22 protein-coding genes and 1 pseudogene are annotated in these 15,944 nt (G+C 59.5%); 14 read left to right on the top strand and 9 right to left on the bottom strand.

Annotated elements, in window-relative coordinates; translation table 11 throughout:
• Window positions 1–38 precede the first annotated feature (38 nt).
• Window positions 39–314 carry a peptidylprolyl isomerase gene (locus tag HU770_RS20615; protein ID WP_016499499.1) on the top strand — a complete coding sequence of 92 codons (276 nt, stop codon included), beginning with the start codon at window positions 39–41 and terminating at the stop codon, window positions 312–314.
• A 20-nt stretch (window positions 315–334) separates the two neighbouring features.
• Here the strand turns inward: HU770_RS20615 and HU770_RS20610 are convergent, their stop codons facing one another.
• The gene (locus HU770_RS20610) at window positions 335–958 is read right to left on the bottom strand and encodes a LysE family translocator (protein WP_033698098.1); all 624 of its coding nucleotides are present in this window, start codon (window positions 956–958) and stop codon (window positions 335–337) included.
• 130 nt (window positions 959–1,088) lie between these two features.
• Between HU770_RS20610 and HU770_RS20605 the strand changes: the two genes are divergently transcribed.
• Window positions 1,089–1,901: an AraC family transcriptional regulator gene (locus HU770_RS20605; RefSeq protein ID WP_186665234.1), complete on the top strand. Its 813-nt coding sequence runs from the start codon at window positions 1,089–1,091 to the stop codon at window positions 1,899–1,901.
• A gap of 65 nt (window positions 1,902–1,966) precedes the next feature.
• Window positions 1,967–2,581, top strand: coding sequence for a LysE family translocator (locus HU770_RS20600; protein WP_186661371.1), 615 nt, complete (start codon window positions 1,967–1,969; stop codon window positions 2,579–2,581).
• Here HU770_RS20600 and HU770_RS20595 read toward each other — a convergent pair.
• Entirely contained in the window at window positions 2,529–3,254 is a 726-nt protein-coding gene (locus HU770_RS20595) for a metallophosphoesterase (protein ID WP_186661368.1), read from the bottom strand. The two genes, HU770_RS20600 and HU770_RS20595, sit on opposite strands and share 53 nt — an antisense overlap.
• A gap of 75 nt (window positions 3,255–3,329) precedes the next feature.
• Here HU770_RS20595 and HU770_RS20590 point away from each other — a divergent pair, with 75 nt between their 5' ends.
• From HU770_RS20590 to HU770_RS20580, 3 genes are all read left to right on the top strand, one after another.
• Window positions 3,330–3,845, top strand: coding sequence for a DUF3016 domain-containing protein (locus HU770_RS20590; protein WP_186665232.1), 516 nt, complete (start codon window positions 3,330–3,332; stop codon window positions 3,843–3,845).
• 77 nt (window positions 3,846–3,922) lie between these two features.
• Complete coding sequence (locus HU770_RS20585) at window positions 3,923–4,666, top strand: carbon-nitrogen hydrolase family protein (protein ID WP_186665230.1); 744 nt, start codon at window positions 3,923–3,925, stop codon at window positions 4,664–4,666.
• Complete coding sequence (locus HU770_RS20580) at window positions 4,663–4,905, top strand: hypothetical protein (RefSeq protein WP_186661361.1); 243 nt, start codon at window positions 4,663–4,665, stop codon at window positions 4,903–4,905. Before HU770_RS20585 ends, HU770_RS20580 begins: the two co-directional genes overlap by 4 nt.
• A gap of 23 nt (window positions 4,906–4,928) precedes the next feature.
• On the opposite strand, the gene HU770_RS20575 is transcribed toward HU770_RS20580, so the two are convergent.
• Together HU770_RS20575 and HU770_RS20570 are read right to left on the bottom strand one after the other, a co-directional pair.
• Complete coding sequence (locus tag HU770_RS20575) at window positions 4,929–5,429, bottom strand: methylated-DNA--[protein]-cysteine S-methyltransferase (RefSeq protein ID WP_033698112.1); 501 nt, start codon at window positions 5,427–5,429, stop codon at window positions 4,929–4,931.
• 77 nt (window positions 5,430–5,506) lie between these two features.
• Entirely contained in the window at window positions 5,507–6,307 is an 801-nt protein-coding gene (locus HU770_RS20570; protein WP_186665228.1) for a lipopolysaccharide biosynthesis protein, read from the bottom strand.
• A 305-nt stretch (window positions 6,308–6,612) separates the two neighbouring features.
• On the opposite strand from HU770_RS20570, the gene HU770_RS20565 reads away from it, so the two are divergent.
• Entirely contained in the window at window positions 6,613–6,819 is a 207-nt protein-coding gene (locus tag HU770_RS20565; protein WP_033698116.1) for a hypothetical protein, read from the top strand.
• A gap of 61 nt (window positions 6,820–6,880) precedes the next feature.
• Here HU770_RS20565 and HU770_RS20560 read toward each other — a convergent pair whose 3' ends face one another.
• The gene (locus HU770_RS20560) at window positions 6,881–7,240 is read right to left on the bottom strand and encodes a hypothetical protein (RefSeq protein WP_156310050.1); all 360 of its coding nucleotides are present in this window, start codon (window positions 7,238–7,240) and stop codon (window positions 6,881–6,883) included.
• Between the two features lie 193 nt (window positions 7,241–7,433).
• On the opposite strand from HU770_RS20560, the gene HU770_RS27150 reads away from it, so the two are divergent.
• The 3 genes from HU770_RS27150 to HU770_RS20550 all read left to right on the top strand — a co-directional run bounded on the left by HU770_RS27150 (window position 7,434) and on the right by HU770_RS20550 (window position 8,537).
• Window positions 7,434–7,655, top strand: coding sequence for a hypothetical protein (locus HU770_RS27150; protein WP_238347560.1), 222 nt, complete (start codon window positions 7,434–7,436; stop codon window positions 7,653–7,655).
• Between the two features lie 102 nt (window positions 7,656–7,757).
• Window positions 7,758–8,219 (top strand): GNAT family N-acetyltransferase, encoded by a 462-nt coding sequence (locus HU770_RS20555; RefSeq protein ID WP_186665226.1) that lies wholly within the window; start codon window positions 7,758–7,760, stop codon window positions 8,217–8,219.
• Between the two features lie 75 nt (window positions 8,220–8,294).
• The gene (locus HU770_RS20550) at window positions 8,295–8,537 is read left to right on the top strand and encodes a hypothetical protein (protein WP_186661355.1); all 243 of its coding nucleotides are present in this window, start codon (window positions 8,295–8,297) and stop codon (window positions 8,535–8,537) included.
• Here the strand turns inward: HU770_RS20550 and HU770_RS27145 are convergent.
• The 4 genes from HU770_RS27145 to HU770_RS20535 form a co-directional block, all read right to left on the bottom strand.
• Window positions 8,509–8,808: a hypothetical protein gene (locus HU770_RS27145; protein ID WP_238338687.1), complete on the bottom strand. Its 300-nt coding sequence runs from the start codon at window positions 8,806–8,808 to the stop codon at window positions 8,509–8,511. The genes HU770_RS20550 and HU770_RS27145 overlap by 29 nt on opposite strands.
• A gap of 151 nt (window positions 8,809–8,959) precedes the next feature.
• Window positions 8,960–9,157 (bottom strand): hypothetical protein, encoded by a 198-nt coding sequence (locus HU770_RS20545; protein ID WP_186661353.1) that lies wholly within the window; start codon window positions 9,155–9,157, stop codon window positions 8,960–8,962.
• A 63-nt stretch (window positions 9,158–9,220) separates the two neighbouring features.
• Window positions 9,221–9,517 (bottom strand): hypothetical protein, encoded by a 297-nt coding sequence (locus tag HU770_RS20540; RefSeq protein ID WP_186665224.1) that lies wholly within the window; start codon window positions 9,515–9,517, stop codon window positions 9,221–9,223.
• Window positions 9,518–10,574: 1,057 nt separating this feature from the next.
• The gene (locus HU770_RS20535; protein WP_186665222.1) at window positions 10,575–10,928 is read right to left on the bottom strand and encodes a hypothetical protein; all 354 of its coding nucleotides are present in this window, start codon (window positions 10,926–10,928) and stop codon (window positions 10,575–10,577) included.
• A gap of 475 nt (window positions 10,929–11,403) precedes the next feature.
• On the opposite strand from HU770_RS20535, the gene HU770_RS20530 reads away from it, so the two are divergent.
• From HU770_RS20530 to HU770_RS20515, 4 genes and pseudogenes are all read left to right on the top strand, one after another.
• Window positions 11,404–11,760 carry a hypothetical protein gene (locus tag HU770_RS20530; protein ID WP_186665220.1) on the top strand — a complete coding sequence of 119 codons (357 nt, stop codon included), beginning with the start codon at window positions 11,404–11,406 and terminating at the stop codon, window positions 11,758–11,760.
• A 423-nt stretch (window positions 11,761–12,183) separates the two neighbouring features.
• Window positions 12,184–14,241, top strand: a pseudogene (locus HU770_RS20525) (type I secretion system permease/ATPase); the annotation flags it as partial.
• Between the two features lie 222 nt (window positions 14,242–14,463).
• Entirely contained in the window at window positions 14,464–15,303 is an 840-nt protein-coding gene (locus HU770_RS20520; RefSeq protein ID WP_186665218.1) for a hypothetical protein, read from the top strand.
• Between the two features lie 259 nt (window positions 15,304–15,562).
• Window positions 15,563–15,944 (top strand): hypothetical protein (locus HU770_RS20515; RefSeq protein ID WP_186665216.1); only part of this gene is annotated, 382 nt, incomplete at its 3' end.

Raw genomic sequence — 15,944 nt, 5'->3', positions numbered from 1 at the left:
AATGGCGCCCTTTTTTTACCCCGAAGCACAGGTGCCCCATGAAAGCTCAAGCCCGCCACATCCTGGTCAAGACCGCTGACGAAGCCGAAAAGCTCAAGCAGCGCATCGCCAATGGCGAGGCTTTCGATGTGCTGGCGAAGAAGTTTTCCATTTGCCCGTCAGGCAAGCGCGGCGGTGACCTGGGTGAGGTGCGCCCCGGCCAGATGGTCGGGGCGATCGACCAGGTGATCTTCAAAAAGCCGCTGCGCGTGGTACATGGGCCAATCAAGAGCAAGTTCGGCTACCACCTGGTGCAGACCTTCTATCGCGATTGACCCTGCCCTCACGCGCCGTCTTAGCGGCGCGCCGCCAGCAGACCAAGGCCAGCGCAGCCCAGCAAGGCGGCGCTGACCCGGTTGAACAGCCGACGCGGCCCTGGCTGGCTGAACCAGCGCTGCATGTAGGTGCCAAGGCCGGCATAAATGGCGATGGCCGCCCACTCCAGCAGCAGGAACATCACACCCAACCACAAAAACTGCTCACTGACCGGCGTGGCGCTGCCGACCGATACGAACTGGGGCAGGAAGGCCGTGAAGATCAGAATGGCCTTGGGGTTGCCCGCTGCCACCCAGAACTCTTGCCGCGCCAGGCGCCAGGTACCGCGTGGATGGTCGGCCGCGACTACGGCCTCAGCCACCGGTGCCCGCCACAGCTGCCAGGCGATGTAGAACAGGTAGGCAGCGCCGACCACCTTGATGGCGAGAAACAGGTATTCGCTGGTATGCAGCACCACCGCCAAGCCCATGGCGGCCAGCGCGATCATGCCGCTGAAGGCGACAATGCGGCCACCGCCGGCCACGCAGGCCGTGCGCAGGCCATAGCGGCTGGCATTGTGCAAAGACAGCAGGTTGTTGGGCCCGGGCGCCATGTTCAGGGCGAAGCAGGCAGGGATGAACAGCAGCAGGCTGGAAAGGTCCATTTTTGTTTTCCTATGACTTCAAGCGCTTATTTCGACGGCTGACGCGCGCAGGGTCAAGCTACAGCCAGGCGAAAAAACTGTATGGGTCACCTGCAGCTGTTAAGCTTTTGCCCTTGCCGAGGACCCCGTCATGCCCTGCTCACAAGCCTCTGTCTGGCGCGATGCTGCCCTGCCCTTCGTCGAAAGCCGCCGCGCCTGCCAAAGCCGGGCCTGCTACAAGGCGCATAGCCATCCAACCTTCTCCATGGGCGCAGTCGATGCCGGCTTCAGCCTTTTCACCGGCGCGGGCCGTGCTACGGAGCGCCTGACACCCGGCACCTTGGTGATGGTACCGGCAAGGCGTGTGCACGCCTGCAACCCTGAGCCGGGGCAGGCTTGGAGCTACCAGATGCTGCATGTGGATGCCAGCTGGTTGACGCACCTGCGCCAGGAGTCTGGGCTGCGCGGTGCACGACCTGGCGAGCCGGCCCGCATCAGCCGCGCGCCCGCCCTGTACCGTCAATTCTGCGCACTGAATGCACTGCTGTTCTCCAAGGCCAGCCATGGCGAGAAAGAGGCGGCGCTGATTGCCTTCATGGGCGATCAGGACTTCTACGTACACCCCACACTGGAGGCGGAACCCGCGCTGGGGGCGTCCATGCTCAGTGGGCTGGTCGAGCGTATCGAGGCAGCCGACCCCGCACGCTTGAGCCTCGATCTACTGGCCCGGGAGTCGGGGCTGGGGCGCTACCAGTTGATCCGAGCGTTCCGCGCCGCCACCGGGCTGACCCCGCATGCCTACCTGCTCAATGCCAGGGTCAACCGGGGCCGGCAGTTGCTCAACCAGGGCCAGGCGTTGGCGGAGGTCGCCTACCAGCTCGGGTTTGCCGACCAAAGCCATTTTCAGCGGGTGTTCAAGGCGCATGTGGGGGTGACGCCGGGTCAATACCGGGGTGCGCAATAATCTTCAATACGCTCACCCGGCGCGACGCCAGACTGCGGCTTTCCCCAGCCGGAGTCGTCCCGTCCATGGAGCAGTTGCTGATCATCGCCCTCGCCCACTTCCTTGCCCTGCTTTCACCCGGCCCGGACTTTTTCCTGGTCGCCCGCACTTCGGTCAGCGGCGGTTGGCGAATCGCCAGCGGCGCCTGCCTGGGCATCGCACTGGCCAATGGCGCCTTCATCGCCATGGCGTTCACCGGCCTGTCGATACTGCATGAAGGTAGCCCGCTGTTCATTGGCTTGCAGCTGGCCGGCGCGGCCTACCTCCTGTACATCGGCACGCAGTTCTTGCGCTACGCGGGGCGCTCCAGCCTGGCCGCTGTAGCCGACAGCGGGGCCGTGCCGGGCTGGTGGCGCAGCTTGGTGCTTGGGTTTCTGTCGGGCATTCTCAACCCCAAGAATGCCCTGTTCTATGCCAGCCTCGCCAGCATGGTGGCCAGCAGCAGCGTCGGCTGGAAGGTGGTCTATGCAAGCTGGATGTTCAGCATGGTACTGCTCTGGGACCTGCTGGTAGCCGTGGCCATCGGCAATCAACGCGTGTTGCAGCGTTTCGCGCGCACCTTGCCATGGCTGGAACGGGCCTCAGGGGTCATGCTGATCGTGTTGGCAGTGGGGCTGGCCCTGCACCTTGCCCGGGGCTGACCAGTTCAAGGGTTGCCAGGTCGATCAGGCTGAAATGGCCATTGGCCCAACCGCCGGTATCCAGATGCCAGACATTGCCCAGCAGCTTGGCTTGCAGCACGGGCGTGTGCCCGACCAGCAAGGCGCGGACACCGTGCACGGGTTGGGTGTCGCCCTCCTTGAGCCGGCGCCGCGACCATTGGCAAACTTCACGCACTTCGGGGTCGTCGTCCAGCTCCAGCCAGGTGCGCAGAACGGCCCAGTCGGCGAACGGGCTGTCGGCATGCAACAGGCCGATCAGCCCCCGCTCGTTTTCGACCTCCATGGCGATCGGCAATTGCTCGAAGCGTTCGACGAAACGCACCTGCTCGTTTCTGGGCAGGTCGAGAAACCAGCCACCACCGGCGGCGCGATACATCTGCAGGTCGAGCCGGCCACCGCGCAGGTAGGTAATCGCCAGCGCCTCATGGTTACCTTGCACCGCGTGGAACCAAGGCCGGTCCAGCCATTGCAGCGCCGCTTCACTGTAAGGGCCACGGTCGACCAGGTCGCCGACGCTGAACAAGCGGTCTACCGCTGGGTCAAACCCGGCCTGCTCCAGGCACATCACAAGGCGCCCGAAGTGCCCGTGGATGTCGCCTACCGCCAGGTCGCGCCCCTGGGTATTGGCGGCTAGCCGTAGAAACCGACTCATTACAATCTTCCTCTGCTGGCGCCAGCCTGGCAGGCGTAGAATGGCGCTACACGCAAACCGCCCCGGAGGTGCATCATGCGTACCGCCCTTGTGTGTGCCGTGCTCATGGCGCTTTCACTGAACAGCATGGCACAAGGCGCCCCGGCTGCGCAGGTCGAGGTGCATTTTGACCAGCCCGAGAAATTTCGCGATGCCAGCCTCGACAGCCCCGGATACGAGCGCGGGGCCGATGCCTATGTCATGAAGAGCCTGACCGAGTACCTGCAGAAGCTCGGCCAGCGCTATTTGCAGGCGGACCAGCAACTGGTCATCAACATCCGTGACATCGACCTGGCCGGCCGCTTCGAGCCTTGGCACAGTCGTGCCTATGATGTGCGCTTCATGCGCGAAATCACCTGGCCGACCATCGACCTCAGCTACATCCTCAACCAGCCCGGCATACCTGCCCAGCAAGCCCAGGAGCGGGTCAGCGACAAGATGTACCTCAGCCGCCCCGGGCGCGTAACCAGCAGCAGCGACCGCCTGTATGCCGAAAAGGCGATGCTGAACGACTGGTTCCGCCAGCGCTTCGCGCCGCATCCGGCTTCCTGATAATCCCTTCACTGGTACAGGTGTTGCCGCCGATAGTATGCTCGGCCTTTCGGTCTGTACCAGGGAAGGAGCTGTTGATGAAACTCTGCGCCGTGCAATTGGCTTCGCTCAAGGGCGACCTACAGGGCAACCTCGAACGCCACCTTGTCTGCATCGAGCAGGCGGTGGCGCTGGGTGCCGAGCTGGTGGTGTTTCCTGAACTGTCGCTGACCGGCTACGAGCCGACTTTGGCCCGCCAGGTCGCCTTGCCGCTGTCTTCGTCGCGGCTCGACCATCTGCAGGCGCTGTGCGATCGACATGGCATCACGGTCGCCGTGGGCCTGCCCTTGCCGACACCTGACGGCGTCCAGATCGGCATGCCGATCTTCAGCCCGGGTGCGCCTCGCCAGGCCTATGCCAAACAACGCCTGCACAGCGACGAGCTGCCCTACTTCACCACAGGTGATCAGCCCTTGCTCCTGGACGTGGCTGGGCATCGGGTGGCGCCCGCCATTTGTTACGAGTCGATGTTCATCGAACATGCGGCAGCGGCTCACGCACAGGGTGCGCAGGTGTACCTCGTGAGTGTGGCGAAAACGGCCAAGGGTATTCGCGAAGGTCATGAGCACTACCCCCAGGTCGCGCGCCAGCTGGGCCTTGGCGTATTGATGGCCAACTGCGTGGGGCCGGCCGATACCTTCATTGGCGCAGGCGGGTCGGCGGCCTGGGACCACCAAGGCCGACTGCTGGCCAGCCTGGATGACCGCTGCGAAGGGCTGATCGTACTGGATACCGCCACCGCCAGCGCGTCTGCCGTACCTTTGAGGGCACTCCCTGCGTGAAGTATCTGTTAGTAATGCTGGCGAGCTACGCGTCGACTCATTACCTGGTCGGGTTGTTGATCCAGGGCCAACTGGCCAATATCGCCGAAGGCCTGCGCCACCGGCCCGATGCCCCGACACCTGGCGAGTACCTGCGCGAGGTCAGGCCGCAGGCACGGCGGGCCCACAGGCAGTACACCTTGATGGCCGGCTCAGCGCTTGCGCTGGTGGCTTGCCTGATCGCGAGTTGGTTTGGCTGATCGATACCTTGCTGTGGCCCGGCTCAAAGCGCCAAGGCCAGGCTCTGTCGCCCTTCCAGCGCCAGCAAGTATTGCTTTGCCGCAAGCCCGCCGGCAAAGCCGGTAAGGCTGCCCGAAGCGCCGATCACCCGATGGCATGGCGCAATGATCGAGATCGGGTTGCGCCCATTGGCTGCGCCCACCGCACGGACCGCGCTGGGGTTACCGATCTGTCGGGCGATGTCGCCGTAGCTGCGGGTTTCGCCGAAGGGAATGGCCAGCAATGCAGCCCACACTTCACGCTGAAACGGCGTGCCGGCGAAGTCCAACGCGAGGTCGAAGCAGCGTCGCTTACCGGCGAAGTACTCGCCCAACTGGCGGGCGGTGTCCAGCAGAACCGGGCAGTGATCATCGCGATGAAGGGCGCCGAGCCGCACGCGGTTCTCCCGCTCCTCCTCCCACAGCACCGCTGCCAGCCGCTCGCCGCGGGCCACCAGCGTCAGCGTGCCGACGGGGGATTGCATCAAGGTGAAGGCACTGGACATAGGGGAGGTTCCTGCTGGCTGCGTTACGGTCAGCGCACTCTACCCATGCCCAAGGCCGCACGCACCCGCTTTCTTGCTCAACCAATCGCGCAACCGGCAATGCGCCTGGCTTCGGACAGGTTGACCTTAGGGATCAGCTCGGTCGGAATACGCGAAGCCGCCGACAGGTTGTAGACGTGAAAGTGCTCATTGACCACTTGCCGCGCCATCAGCGTCAGTGACGGCAGGATACGGCTGTCCCAGTGCTGGTCCAGGCCGCAGGGCGAGTGTTCCCCTTCGGCGGTTTCGTAAAAGCGCCCTACCGCCTGATCAAGATCTACGCCCACCAGCAACACCTCTTCAAAACCCAGGTGATACGCCAGTTGCAGGGCCACATAAGCGACCGTGCGGGCATCGAAAAAGCCCTGCGACAGGTTTTTGCTGAAGGCAATCGAGCGGGCTCGTTTGCTCCACAACGCTCGGTTGCAGACACAACTGTCACCGTGCCCGCGCATACCGTCGAGCAAGCCTGGCGTGTGCGCCTTGTGCAAGGCATAGCATTCGCTGGCGGCGGGAATATCGGCACCTTCGAACTGCTCTGGCCATAACGCCAGGCGCTGGCTGTCACGCAAGGCGGTGGCGAACAGTGCTGGTTGCTGTTGGCCAAAGCTCTTGTCGGTGCACACGTAAAAGAACGGCTTCACGCCATGCTCGGCAGTCATGGCAACTGAACCATTCATGGCGATGATCGGTAGATGGGCAAATTCGCCCAAGGGGAAATGCTTGGCTGAGGCGCCCGAAGCCAGAATTACCACGGGGCCTTGCTGGGTATTGCGACACGCCTCGAAACTGGAGAACGCCCCGCGTTCAGCGCTTGGCTGCGACGGAAGTGTGTTCATCATTGGCTACTTTGGACTGGACAGTACAAAACACGATACCGGTCCTTGTACGCGCAGCGGACGCTTTTACATAAACCTTACACAAAGCGACTGAAGGGTCTAAATCTGTCCAAAAACTAAGTACACACCGTTTTCCACACAGGTGCTGTGTCTTTCAGACCTACGCATTTCGTACCCGTTCCCCGGCCTTCGGCCTGCCTGTGCATTTTTGCCACTTGAACTATTCGTCGTTTCTTCATGAGCCTCCTTGATGGTTACCCATTGCGAGACTAATACTTAAGTCTCTGCCTGGGGAGGCACGAAACATGCAACCAAGATTCGTTATCGTTCCGGCGGTACCCATCGAAAAGGAGTCCTTCCGCATCGCTAGCCGCTACTACGCGGCTACCGTAAGCGGCGGCTTCGACATCTATGACAACTTGGCGAAGGAGCGGCTGAAACCCAGCTACCCGAGCAGAACCGATGCGCAGATGCAGTGTGAGCGGATGAACAACAAGCTCGAAATGAGATGATTGGCATACAGTGCAAGGCCAGTCAGCCAGAGACCAACATGGGCAGCGCGGATTACTGACCTCAGTCCAGACACTCCCTGGCCGCCAGGCGCAGCTTGTCGCCTGACAGGAAGCTGCCCTTGTAGAACGTTGCCCGGCTGCCGTCACGTACGTCGACTACCTCCAGCACATCGTCAGAGGCCACCGCGCTGGGCGCCGTCAACCGATAGCCGTGGGCGATGGACTTCTGGTTGGCAAGTGGCGCCAGTGCTCGCCACTTCGGCATCACGCACGCGGCAAACTGCGCGGGGGTTTTATGGGTCAGCTTACTGGCTGTGGGTTTACCTGGCGTTGCGCAACCGGCAAGGCTGGCAGCCATGAAAGCGCTGAAGAAGATACGAAATGTAGGCATTTGCAATTGGCCATTAGGGGTACGCGGCATTCTACCGAGGGTTGCGCACGGGTACCAATCAACCAAGGTCGTGGCCACTCAGCCTTTGTCCATGCCTGGGCATGTTGCTTGAGTACAAGCGCGCTGGCACCTGTCAATTCTGCCAGTAGCGAAAACCGTAAAGGGGGAAGATAGTTTGCCTTGCGGATGTTGATCCAGCCGGTACAAAGCGAGGACCTACCCTATGCCAACCGACTGCACGCGTTTCTTCTACCAGAACGGCAGCCTCCACACATTGAAGACGGGCGACGAAAGCCGCGTCATCTTTCGTAGTGCAGACATGCCACTTGCAGAGTTGCAGCCTGACACTGTGCAAGGCACTGGGTTGTTGGCTACGGATGATAAAGGCTCAGTGCTCCAGGTGCAGGGTGGCGATATCGAAACGTCAGACACGGACCCCGCTTAGCGTTGAAACAAACCGTGGAAAACACGAGACAGCTTGACTTGCCACACCCTCTTCAATGGTGTGTGATGATGCGTTTTACAGCTTGATCAGCGCAGGACGCCCATGCCTCAAATTGACTGGCTAGAAAACCATATGAACCATTGCGACACTTTCGCTCAATGGATTCATCAGCAATTCCAGTATGAGTTCGAGGACATTGACCTCGCCCAATGGCAGCTGGACTTCGCGCAAGGCCAGGACAATGGCCAATGGCAATGCCTGGTCGCACTGGATCAAGGCCACTTGCTGGGTGGCGCTGCCCTCGCCAAGGAAGACCTGCCGTCCCGCCCGGAGCTAGGCCCCTGGCTCGCCTGCGTGTTCGTGCACCCGGCAGCCAGAGGTGCCGGTATCGCCGAGCAGTTGATCGAGGGCATATGTACTCACGCACGTGACACCGGCGTAGAAACCTTATACCTGCACACCAGTGACAAACAGGCCTACTATGCCAAGCGTGGCTGGGCGGTGATCGAGCAGTTCGAGGCCTGGGGCAAGGCGCAGTGGCTGATGTCGCGATCACTTCGCTGACCCTGCGCCCAAACGATGCCGCAGCGAGGCCCAACTGGGCCGTAGACGCACACTTCAAGGAACGCAGCCAAGATCATGGAACCGCTTCAAACCATCAAATCAGACCTCGTCAAAACGGCCGACCACCTCAATGCACTCAGCAAGGCCATGACCGGGCATGCCAAGTTCATGGAGGCCAGAGCGACCTCTGAAACCAAGATCGATGTACGCGCTCATATCAAGTCCATCGACGGCGTCGCCGATGAGTTGAGGTCAGTTGCCGCAAAAATCACAGACACCGCTCTACCCGCTACTTCGAACAGGCAAATTGCTCGTTGACAGGCACCGCATCGCTCGCAATACGCCGCGCTCGGCCTACGCCCCAGGCCAAAGCGCGAGTCATCGACTCGCCTGGGCGCGAATCGAATGCCTCTTCATGAATCGCCATGCCGCTAGGGGCATAAACACCGATGAACATCTGCGTGCTGCCTGTTCGCGACAGTCGCACCTGGACATCGATGTAGGTTCCATCGTTTAACGTTTCGTCGTGTGACCGATGGTGAAGCGTTGGGTCTGCCCAGCCCCAGAAAACGTCGCCGCGAATCCGCATGCCGCCCTCCTACGACTTTAGTTGTATGCGTAAATGCCACCATAGCCAAAGCCAAACGGCACGCAACTGCACTTAGTCGGAATGAGAGCTGAATCGGACAACTGGCTGTCAGGCGAAAGTGAAGTCATTTTCGCCTCTGCATATCAAGGCCTCAGGGTTTACCGTCCAGCTCTGGCGGCCATGCGCTCATGAAAATGATGACCCCAGGTATGGAGAGCGCGAGCAAGTACTGCCCAGGGTGAACCACCACACCAATGGCCCAGACCGCCATCACAGCCCCGCCGACAATACGCCGGTGTCGGGGCGTGAAGCGCTTTTGAAAGGTCTCCAGTTTTTTACGCCAAGCCATTACCCATTCCTTGTTTGCAGACTCAGGTCCATTGCGTCGGCGCGTGGCTACGTTACAGATTCTTCAATCTTGCTCTGTCAGTTCACAGACACCATTAGCGCGACCCTTGCCGGTGTACGAAACGCCCGGCGATCCGTCAGGGTTAACCATGATCGATACCGTTACCCCAGCGCCCTTGGCTTCGAAGTACGTGTCACTGAATTTCTTCAATGTCGCTTCCTTGCCATTGATGTACACAGGGCCACCCTCATCGGCATGCACCTCGATATTCCCCGGGCATGTGGCATTGACCAGCGGGATCTGCGCATTGGCGATACCCGCAATGGAACACAACGCCGCACCTAGCAGTAACCGCTTCATTAAAACCTCCTGATTTGGCGGGCTATAAAAGTTTTAGAATTAGCCCAGTGCGAATGATCGCGCAACCCCTTCCGGCGGCGATGGATCACTTAATCACAGATGCGCAGATTAGCGCCGCTCTGTCGCCAGGCTCGAATCGACATTCAGCACTCGCAGGAGTTTGAGGGCATCTTCAAGGCAAGCGACCCTCACTGACCAGTGCTCCTTCTGAGCCGAGTCAGTGAAGCCTTCTGGAAACTCGTTTCGCAACAGGGCGACCCGAAACCTGTTTGTTCTTGTCACTGGCGGCCGCCATTGGAATGTTACCCACTTCTTGGCAGGCATGATCGTGTACCAACACTCGCCATCGACTTCTATACCTACCGAGCGGACTTCGCCCTGGGGCTTACGCCCGCAACGAAACTTTCCCAGACACGCGAATGTACCAATCAAAAGCGCGAACGCCTCCTTGGCGCGCTTGTCTTCGATGTACTCATAAAAGCTCGTTATCCATCGCCCATCGTCAGCAGCGCTCAGCATCTCAAAGCCCCCATTTGACCGCTAACTGTATCCGAACCGGCGGGCCCTGCCAGTTCGGCCGTCTGCCGGCAGATGAAATCAAGCTTCTCCTTCACTGCCATTAGCGAAAAGCCCAGCTGAATGCATGCCTATCTCATTCATCACAGGCCAAATCTGCTCGCTGCTCCTGCAGGGTCAGGTATCCCAACTTACGGGGATTGCCACACAGCCAGCAGGAACAGACTTTGCCGTGGTTGGCGAACAGCCCTGCATTGCGTGGATTAGTCGTCCAGCATTCGTGGAAGCGCTGCTTCCGGTAGAAGCGAGCCTTGATTCGGCGTGTATCGTGTCGGCGTTGTGCTCTGGTCATATATCCTCCTAAGCCAAAGCCGACAAAGCCCCGGCAGATTTCTCTGGCGAGGCTTATGGGGATCATTCCTCGAAAACCACAGGAACGACAGGTAAGGCCATACTGGCTCAGTGGTTTACTGCCAGTCAAACCACATTTGCCGTCACCAGGCATCGGCGCAAAACGAAAAGCCCCGGCGATGGCGAGGCGTCAAGGTTGATAGGGGCCGATGGATTCGGCCCAGACCAGCAAGGCTTCTGACTGGATGTCTCGCTGATGCCGGTGCTGAGGCGGCAGGTGCTCCGGCACCGTGGTGACGCCGACGCCTTGAGCCAGGGCATGGCTGGCAATCTGACGACGCTGATGACACACCATCAGGCGATCGCTGTTGACCCGGATATCCACCAGCAGGTGGATATAATGAAACGACACGGAGCAGTGCAGCCAGTCGGCTACTGTTTGGCTGGCCACTGCCGTGGCGTAGAGGTAGCCCGAGGCTCCCAGAGTACCGACACAAACTTGAGCCTTGGATACTTCTCCGGTGTCGCGGTTGACGATGGGCATGGTACGTCCGCAAAAATCCACAAACAGCTTGTCGCCGGGTTTATGGATCTACCGCATGCTGATTTTCTGCTGGTTACGCCAGGCCCGGTAGAGGCGAGTGAACTGCGCGTAGGACACGCTATCCGGCTCGTCCACGCGGAACTCTTGCCAGAGCAGATCCAGCGTGACGTCCCGCTGCTGCAATTGCTCATGGACAGTCGTCCAACTGGGTACAGCTCGACGGCTACCGCCCGTACGCCACCGCTGAAGCGGGCCTGCAAGGCGGCATCCTCCAGGTCGCGCAACTGTTCCCAGCCCTCACCCCGCTGGCTCAGCCGATCTCGCAGGCCGCGAACGGTATTGGGTGATATCTCCACTAGGCACGCCACCGCCCGATGCGATAGCGAAGGATTGCAGGCATGGCGAATAGCCTGCCGGAGTTGCTCAATAGTCAGTTTCATAGGTTCTCCCCGCGACAGGCGTGGTTACGCAGGCGGTGCTGTTCGAACCTATCGGTGGTATCGAGGTTTACTGGCAGCGGGCCAGAGTCACCGTCGTACTGATGAGAAAGCTGGAGCGCATCGCTAGCCTGGATGCCCTGGCGGCATTGACCTGGTTGCTGCGCGAAGCCATCGTGCAGGGCAACCGCAAGAATACGGAGCGATTGGCGCGCAGTATTTATACGGCGCTGCTGATAATGGGCATCGAATGGCAAAACCGGGAGCTGGCGGAGCCGCTGCTCAAGCTGTTTGCGCAGCGTATTCTGCCGCTGGGTTCGCCATCCCATCGGCGCTTCTGCATGAGCGGGCAGGACATGCTTGAGTGCTCTGCCGCACTCAATTTGATTATGTAGCAAACCACCGACGGTAAGCGTCGCGGCCTGACATGGCTGCAGCGGGTGCACATCATGCGTCGGTTACTGGCTGGCATGACGGGCTTCCATGTAGTGCATGCCCTGGCACCCCAGTACATATCCGCAGGCACCAATGTACCGGCAGAAGTCATACACCGACTCGAACAAGATGAGCGCTGCCGGCAATGGGGGTGGAGCAGTATCAACGCTCTCCAGCCTGAGCCATTTCCACCCAAGAGCATTTGGCTTCCTCGTCCATTAGACGCAGAGAGGCCAGCTCCTGGATACCCACCTTTGAGCAGCTGAGGGTTTCCCCACAGGCATCTCTTGGTAGCCAGCACCTTGTCGGAGTGGCGCATGGCCGGTACATTGCGCAGCCATTGGCCACGCATGCTCTCGCGAGGCTCGTGTCAAAGGAATGAAATGCAAGACGAACTCCAAGGATTGGGCGTTTCGCCTGAGGTTGACACAGGCCTTGCGTGTCTGGTCATGCTGGCGCGTTTTCATAACGTAGCCGCCTCCCCCGAACAACTCGCTCACGAATTCGCCGAAGATGGCCGCCGCTTCGGCCGTGCCGAACTCCTCATAGCCGCCAAGAAGCTGGGCCTCAAGGCCAAGTCCGCGCGCAGCTCGCTTAGCCGCCTGGATACCACCCCGCTGCCCGCCATCGCTGCCGACCGTGACGGCCGCTACTTCATCATTGCCCGGATCGACGATGGCAAGGCGTTGATCCACGATCCGCGTGCGCACCGTCCTGAAGTGCTGAGCTTCGAGCAACTGGAGCAACGCTGGACCGGCGAGCTGTTGCTGATCCGCTCCGAAGCCTCGCTGGCCGGTGAGCTGAGCAAGTTCGACTTCACCTGGTTCATCCCGGCCATCGTCAAGTACCGCAAGCTACTCTGCGAAGTGCTGCTGGTCTCCTTCGTGCTCAACATTTTCGCGTTGCTCACGCCGCTGTTCTTCCAGGTGGTGATGGATAAGGTGCTGGTGCATCGCGGCCTGTCGACCCTGGACGTGATTGCTGTCGGCCTGCTCGGCATCATGCTCTTCGAGACGCTGCTCAGCGGCCTGCGCAGCTACGTGTTCGCCCACACGGCCAGCCGCATCGACGTGGAGCTGGGCTCACGGCTTTTCCGCCATCTGGTGACCCTGCCGCTGGCTTACTTCCAGGCCCGACGGGTGGGTGATTCGGTGGCGCGAGTGCGCGAACTGGAGAATATCCGCAGCTTCCTCACTGGCAACGCCATCACCCTGATCCTCGATGTGCTGTTCTCGGTCGTGTTCATCGCCGTGATGTTCTACTACAGCGGCTGGCTGACCCTGGTGGTGGTCCTCTCGCTGCCGTTGTACTTCCTGATCTCCTTGCTGATCACTCCGGTGCTACGCGCGCGGCTCAACGAGAGTTTCTCGCGCGGCGCGGAGAACCAGGCCTTCCTGGTCGAGACGGTCAACGGCATCGACACCCTCAAGGCTATGGCCGTAGAGCCACAGATCAACCGCAAGTGGGACAATCAGCTGGCCGGCTATGTGGCCGCCAGCTTCAAGACCCAAACCCTGTCGACCCTGGCCTTTGAGGCCGTCGGCCTGGTGGGCAAGCTGGTGACAGTGGCCACCCTGTGGCTGGGGGCGCGCCTGGTGATCGACGGCGATATGTCGGTGGGTCAGTTGATCGCCTTCAATATGCTGGCCGGTCGGGTATCGCAGCCGATCATGCGCCTGGCCCAGCTGTGGACCAACTTCCAGCAGACCGGGGTGTCGGTGCAGCGCCTGGGCGACATCCTCAACGCGCGCACCGAACTGTCCCAGGCCACCCGCAGCGCCTTGCCGCCGCTCAAGGGGCAGATCAAGTTCGACCAGGTGCACTTCCGCTACCGCCCTGATGGCTCGGAGGTGCTGCGCGGGGTGAACCTGCAGATCAACGCCGGCGAAGTGATCGGTGTAGTCGGCCGCTCCGGCTCCGGCAAGAGCACCCTGACGCGTTTGCTGCAGCGCCTCTATACCCCCGAGCGTGGACGCGTGCTGGTGGACGGAATGGATCTGGCTCTAGCCGATGTCTCCTCGCTGCGCCGGCAGATCGGCGTGGTGCTGCAGGACAACATGCTGTTCGCCCGTAGCATCCGCGAGAACATCGCCCTGACCGCCCCGGGGGCGCCGCTGGAAGCGGTGATTCAGGCGGCCAGGCTGGCCGGTGCCCACGAGTTCATCCTCGAGCTGCCAGAAGGTTACGACACCGTGGTCGGCGAGCACGGTGCCTCGCTGTCCGGCGGCCAGCGCCAGCGTATCGCCATCGCCCGCGCGCTGATCGGCAACCCGCGGGAGCTTATTTTCGACGAGGCCACCAGCGCCCTGGACTACGAGTCCGAGCGGGTGATCCAGCAGAACATGCAGGCCATCTGCAAGCGCCGCACGGTGATCATCATCGCCCACCGGCTGTCTGCCGTGCGCGATGCCAACCGCATCCTGGTCATGGACCGCGGGCAGAAGCTGGGGCTGGTGTATAGCACGCGGATTCAACTGAAGGAGAACAGCATCCAGGCCGGCGAGAACCGTATCGACCTGTCACCGGGCATGGCAGTGCGGGCGGAAGTGAAGAAAGACAAAAGAAAGGTTATTGATTATTTCTTGAGTCCGCTCCGAGAATACAAAGATGAAAGCTTGATGGAAAGATAGTTTGTATATTTAGCTTTTATTGGGGTGTGAAAAATGATCCGTAATGTGCTGACAAATTGGCGCGGTGCTAGATTTTTATTTACTACGCTAGCAGTTTTTGTAGTGACCTTTATTGGCTACATCGCCAGTGGCTGGGTTGAGCTAGGTAAATTTTGGCTCTCTGAAGGTGTCTGCAGGTCTTGCTCTACCGGAGATATAACTGGGGTGCTCGGCGGGATGAAAATCAAGATCCCACGCGATTGCGCTGAGCTTGTGGAGTACGACGGCGATCCAGGTTTTGGAGAGAGACCGAGCGATGCCACACCAAATAGATATACGCGGAATATTCGTAGTTTGGGAATGGATGTGCGTCTGCCGGAGATGTCCTGCAAAAGCAGCAAAGAACTAAAAGACGATTATCGATCAAATTTCCTGAACAAGCATAGCCTCTGGCTGAGCATTGGGGTTAATTCTGGAGAGATATACCCAGGACCTCAGGCTGCTCAGCGCCAATTGGACGCTGTTTTAAGTAGCATAAGATCTCCGAATGAGTTTTGGCTTGATAATTACGAGCGCACCCCTGAAATGATATATGGTCTAGATGCTTTTGTGGTTTCAGGGACTGACCCACAACTGGGGGGACCTGCAAAAGATAACGAAAGAGCAAGCGATAAATTCTTTGGTCATAACGAATCTGACGCAGCTGACTTATATATCTCCTGTGGCAAAACCTATGTACCGAGAGGTGTCGCGACCTGCGTCATGAAATTCAGCATGGAGCCTAGTGCTAAGGCTATGCTCTCTGTTCGATTTTCTAGAGAACATCTATCGCAGTGGCGTGAAATTAGAAATGTAGTAGTGGGTTTTGTTAGCGGACTTAAACCTGAAAATTGACCTTCAGCGAACACGTAAAAATTATTCGCCCGAGCCCTGCAATAATTTAAATGGAAATTAAATTATGACTCAATCGGTTACGGCTGCCCAGCTTGGAGCTTACCAGCTGTCTCTTCAAAGCGGAGGAGCCAGTGCTGTTGCCAATGCATATAGCAGCCTATATAGCCAATGATACAACTATGCTGGCTGGGCTCAAGGGGTTGCCACAGGGGAGTCTGTTAGTGGCCAAGCAGCATTGAGCTATATGCAAGGTACTGCCATGTCAGGCATGGGCGGGGATCAGTGTCGAGATTTGAGTCAGCAGCAAATTGACAAGATCCGCACTGATATGGCTTACGAGACCTTTGAGAAATATAGAGAAATCGCACCAGATAATGGCAACACACTTAATCGCGATCTTACATATCAAGAAGCGAAAGACATCCATGACAAGGTCTTCAGAGACAACGGATTAAGCCTAGACAATTGGACCCTAAATACCCCAATGGAGCTTATTCGGCAGGAATATGGCGACCAGGCAGTGGAGGGAATGGACTGCCCCCAAGAAGTTGGACAAAAAATCCAACCCTTGGGGGGACCGATGGGCAAATACACAGAGCAGTTCAAACTCACAGCCATCTCAGCCTACCTAGATGGTAGCG

It is taken from the genome of Pseudomonas sp. SWRI68, from assembly GCF_014269165.1.
Lineage (GTDB): Bacteria > Pseudomonadota > Gammaproteobacteria > Pseudomonadales > Pseudomonadaceae > Aquipseudomonas > Aquipseudomonas capeferrum.
This window is presented reverse-complemented; position numbering and strand designations above follow the sequence as displayed.

What these genes read in the sequence shown, in the direction of transcription:
- HU770_RS20570 (WP_186665228.1), bottom strand. Translation starts at nt 6,307, where the DNA reads ATGAACACACTTCCGTCGCAGCCAAGCGCTGAACGCGGGGCGTTCTCC.
- HU770_RS20565 (WP_033698116.1), top strand. Translation starts at nt 6,613, where the DNA reads ATGCAACCAAGATTCGTTATCGTTCCGGCGGTACCCATCGAAAAGGAG.
- HU770_RS20605 (WP_186665234.1), top strand. Translation starts at nt 1,089, where the DNA reads ATGCCCTGCTCACAAGCCTCTGTCTGGCGCGATGCTGCCCTGCCCTTC.
- HU770_RS20520 (WP_186665218.1), top strand. Translation starts at nt 14,464, where the DNA reads ATGATCCGTAATGTGCTGACAAATTGGCGCGGTGCTAGATTTTTATTT.
- HU770_RS20590 (WP_186665232.1), top strand. Translation starts at nt 3,330, where the DNA reads ATGCGTACCGCCCTTGTGTGTGCCGTGCTCATGGCGCTTTCACTGAAC.
- HU770_RS27150 (WP_238347560.1), top strand. Translation starts at nt 7,434, where the DNA reads ATGCCAACCGACTGCACGCGTTTCTTCTACCAGAACGGCAGCCTCCAC.
- HU770_RS20555 (WP_186665226.1), top strand. Translation starts at nt 7,758, where the DNA reads ATGCCTCAAATTGACTGGCTAGAAAACCATATGAACCATTGCGACACT.
- HU770_RS20535 (WP_186665222.1), bottom strand. Translation starts at nt 10,928, where the DNA reads ATGCCCATCGTCAACCGCGACACCGGAGAAGTATCCAAGGCTCAAGTT.
- HU770_RS20545 (WP_186661353.1), bottom strand. Translation starts at nt 9,157, where the DNA reads ATGGCTTGGCGTAAAAAACTGGAGACCTTTCAAAAGCGCTTCACGCCC.
- HU770_RS20575 (WP_033698112.1), bottom strand. Translation starts at nt 5,429, where the DNA reads ATGTCCAGTGCCTTCACCTTGATGCAATCCCCCGTCGGCACGCTGACG.
- HU770_RS20550 (WP_186661355.1), top strand. Translation starts at nt 8,295, where the DNA reads ATGGAACCGCTTCAAACCATCAAATCAGACCTCGTCAAAACGGCCGAC.
- HU770_RS20560 (WP_156310050.1), bottom strand. Translation starts at nt 7,240, where the DNA reads ATGCCGCGTACCCCTAATGGCCAATTGCAAATGCCTACATTTCGTATC.
- HU770_RS20540 (WP_186665224.1), bottom strand. Translation starts at nt 9,517, where the DNA reads ATGAAGCGGTTACTGCTAGGTGCGGCGTTGTGTTCCATTGCGGGTATC.
- HU770_RS20585 (WP_186665230.1), top strand. Translation starts at nt 3,923, where the DNA reads ATGAAACTCTGCGCCGTGCAATTGGCTTCGCTCAAGGGCGACCTACAG.
- HU770_RS27145 (WP_238338687.1), bottom strand. Translation starts at nt 8,808, where the DNA reads ATGCGGATTCGCGGCGACGTTTTCTGGGGCTGGGCAGACCCAACGCTT.
- HU770_RS20595 (WP_186661368.1), bottom strand. Translation starts at nt 3,254, where the DNA reads ATGAGTCGGTTTCTACGGCTAGCCGCCAATACCCAGGGGCGCGACCTG.
- HU770_RS20610 (WP_033698098.1), bottom strand. Translation starts at nt 958, where the DNA reads ATGGACCTTTCCAGCCTGCTGCTGTTCATCCCTGCCTGCTTCGCCCTG.
- HU770_RS20615 (WP_016499499.1), top strand. Translation starts at nt 39, where the DNA reads ATGAAAGCTCAAGCCCGCCACATCCTGGTCAAGACCGCTGACGAAGCC.
- HU770_RS20600 (WP_186661371.1), top strand. Translation starts at nt 1,967, where the DNA reads ATGGAGCAGTTGCTGATCATCGCCCTCGCCCACTTCCTTGCCCTGCTT.